Origin of the sequence: Limnospira sp. (assembly GCF_051859755.1) — a bacterium.
GTDB classification, from domain to species: domain Bacteria; phylum Cyanobacteriota; class Cyanobacteriia; order Cyanobacteriales; family Microcoleaceae; genus Limnospira; species Limnospira fusiformis.
Map to the genome: position 1 here is coordinate 10,315 of NZ_JBIMLI010000141.1, position 2,847 is coordinate 13,161.

Consider the following 2,847-nt stretch of genomic DNA (forward strand, 5'->3'; position numbering starts at 1 on the left):
CAATTATCGGTGGTGGGGCGGGTTTATTAGTATCCGGGTAGGGATGGAAAATTGACAGCAGAACCCGCCCCTACAATTTTATATGGTAATTATGGGAAAAACAAAAAAGTTACAAAACTAACTATCATCTAGGATGGTGTCAAGATTATATCATTAGTTCCGGTGGCTGTCAAGGATTGAGGCGGATTCTGGTGAGGCAATTTTTTAAAATTGATTAAACAATCAACCTATGATAGTGGTCAGACCTGGAAAAACTGTGCAGGTGATAGTATAACAGAGAGAAAGCCAGTCGCCTTTGAAGGCTTGCCGTGAGTTGGTCGAAGGGGGCGGAGCTTGAAACCCATGATTTTGGGTAAGTGATGAGTAGGGTTGTCTGGCAATGGCTTCTAACTTGTAGTGTTAAGACATACCAGGTTAACAGTACCGCTCATAATAAAGCTCGGCGTTAAATTGTCGATAGGAGGGCAGCCGTGCCGACGAGCCAAGACCAAAAAATAATCGCTATCTTTATGGAAGAGGCGGGAGAACGCCTCGAAGAACTTAGTACGGGGTTGAAGGATCTGCCAAAAATTATGGCTGACTCCGATCGCGAACCGATGATTACTATGTACAGAGCGGCGCACTCGATTAAGGGAGCCTCGGCTATGTTAACGCAACAGATGCCGAGTTTAGCCAGTATTAATAAGGTCTCTAAACGACTTGAAGATTGTTTTAAGTCGGTTAAAGACACTCCCATAAAAGCTGATAGCAAGGTTGTTACACTGTCAAACAAGTGTTATGAGGTACTAAAGAACCTGATTGAAAGGGCACAAAGTCCGTCGGGTTTATCAGTGGAAATGGGGGAAAAAATTGCTAAGGCTGCCCTTCCGGTGTATGATATGCTGGAGAAGCATCTAGCGGATTTGATGAGTGGCAAGGCAACACCTGCGGTGGCGGCGGCTTCGTCTGGGGGAAGTAAACCGGTACCGTCAGCGCTGGCTAAGGTGACGGCGGTTCTGAAACCGATGTTGCAGGGTTTGAGCAAACCGGAATCTCCGGCGCTACGGAAACAAATAGCGGGGCTGTGTGGTCATTTGCTGAAAATTGCACCAGGAGTGGAACCTTGGCAAAATTTAGTGAAAACTACCCATGGCGCGATCGCTAATCCCAAGGCTCCTTTCCCGGTTCTGAAAAATACGGTAATTAAGGAACTTCAGCAGGCGGCGAAACTCCTGGAAGCGGGAAAAGCTGATGCTATAGCGCCTAGTGATGCTCTAGTTAAACTGGGAAGTAGCCAAGGGAGAGTCCCGGCGACTGCTAAGGAAATTACGATACCAGCAGATCCGAAGGAAGTGGTGAAGGTGTTACTGAAGACTTTTAACAAAAAAGAACTTCAGGCGATCACTCAATTGTTGATCAAGCACATCAAATCCTGATTGAGATTCTAAGTGGAATTATCCAAGCGATCGCTGATGGCGACTTCAACCTGTCGAGGTAAATCAGCGATCGCCCCAGAAACTCTTTCCTGTAACTCATTTAACTGTTGCTGTTGAAGGGCTCCCCACTGGGGTAGTTGATTGATAAACTGCTGTAAATCGACAATGACATGGGTTAAATTCTCGACCTGTTCTAACTCAGGTCGCTGCTGAAACTTTCGCACAACCAATTCCAACTCTCCCTGAATAGCATCGATCGCCTGTTCGAGGGCATTTTGGCGCTCTAAAATATTCTGGAGAGTCCCATTAAGGGTAGTTAAATTATCGGTCAGCGCCGCCATGTCTAAATTAGCGGTAGATTTGAGGGTGTTGATATTAGCAGAAACAGCATTAGCCTGAGCAATATGATTTAACTGTTCGATCGCCTGAGTGTTCAAGTCAACGTTAGCTTTGACATTGAAAGTAAGCGATCGCAGATATTGCTTTAACAGATAGCGGTTAACTAGACCAATAGCTATAAAAATCAAGAGAGGAATGCCGCCATATAATAGCGATCGGCCGGTGAAAGTGGCGACAGTTCCCACCACAGTGACCGCCAAACCGACATATTCAGCTATTTCTAGTAGATTACGGTAATGCAACATTCTGTTAATTGAGACTATTACTTGGCAAAATCATCCGAGCTAAATTCAAATATATTAACACCCCCAAGACATCAACGGCGGTGGTAATAGACGGCGCAGACATCAAAGCCGGGTCTAATTTGAGCGACCGGAACAAAAAAGGCAAAGCGGAACCGGCCACAGAAGCCAACAGGGAAATGGCCAATAAACTAATACCAACTGCGATCGCCACTGCTATTTGACCGGGGACAATAAATACACTAGCCCATATAGTCGCCAAGGTCCCCAAAATGACACCCAGTACAGCACCGGCGATCGCCTCCCGCCGAATTACCTGGAAAGATCCCAAAGACCAAATTTCATCAGTATTCATCCCCCGAATTACGACCGTGGAAGACTGAGCGCCGACATTTCCCCCAGTTCCGGTCAACAGGGGAATAAAAAAGGATAAGGCTACCACGTCTTGGAGAATCTCTCTCTGGGTCTTGAGAATAGAGGCGGTAATACTATTGGTCACTAACAAGACTAACAGCCAGACGACCCGGCGGCGGGCTACGGTGAGTAAACTGATCTGAAAATAGTTATCTCCGTCCGCCTGTAAGCCACCCAAGGCGTAGATATCTTTGGTGGTTTCCTTCTCGAGGATATCCAAGATATCATCAACGGTAATAATTCCGACGAGTCGCTTTTCACGTAAAACTCCTGGGAGGGTTGGAAGCTCCGTGATTTATAGCGGAGAGGAAAACCGACTCAAGCGGCTGACCGCCGCCAGCACCCCCTTGCGGGGTGGAGGGGTATGGTTGCCCCTC

At 46.9% G+C, this 2,847-nt stretch carries 2 protein-coding genes and 1 pseudogene; 1 reads left to right on the plus strand and 2 read right to left on the minus strand.

Going from position 1 to position 2,847, the window contains the following annotated elements; all coding sequences use genetic code 11:
* The first annotated feature begins 470 nt into the window (after positions 1 to 470).
* Positions 471 to 1,415, plus strand: a complete 945-nt coding sequence (locus tag ACTIE0_RS19620; RefSeq protein ID WP_006623594.1) for an Hpt domain-containing protein — start codon at positions 471 to 473, stop codon at positions 1,413 to 1,415.
* Between the two features lie 8 nt (positions 1,416 to 1,423).
* Here the strand turns inward: ACTIE0_RS19620 and ACTIE0_RS19625 are convergent, their stop codons facing one another.
* On the minus strand, positions 1,424 to 2,059 hold the full coding sequence (locus ACTIE0_RS19625; RefSeq protein WP_006623593.1) for a hypothetical protein: 636 nt from the start codon (positions 2,057 to 2,059) through the stop codon (positions 1,424 to 1,426).
* 4 nt (positions 2,060 to 2,063) lie between these two features.
* Positions 2,064 to 2,747, minus strand: a pseudogene (gene mgtE / locus ACTIE0_RS19630) (magnesium transporter); the annotation flags it as partial.
* Positions 2,748 to 2,847: the final 100 nt, after the last annotated feature.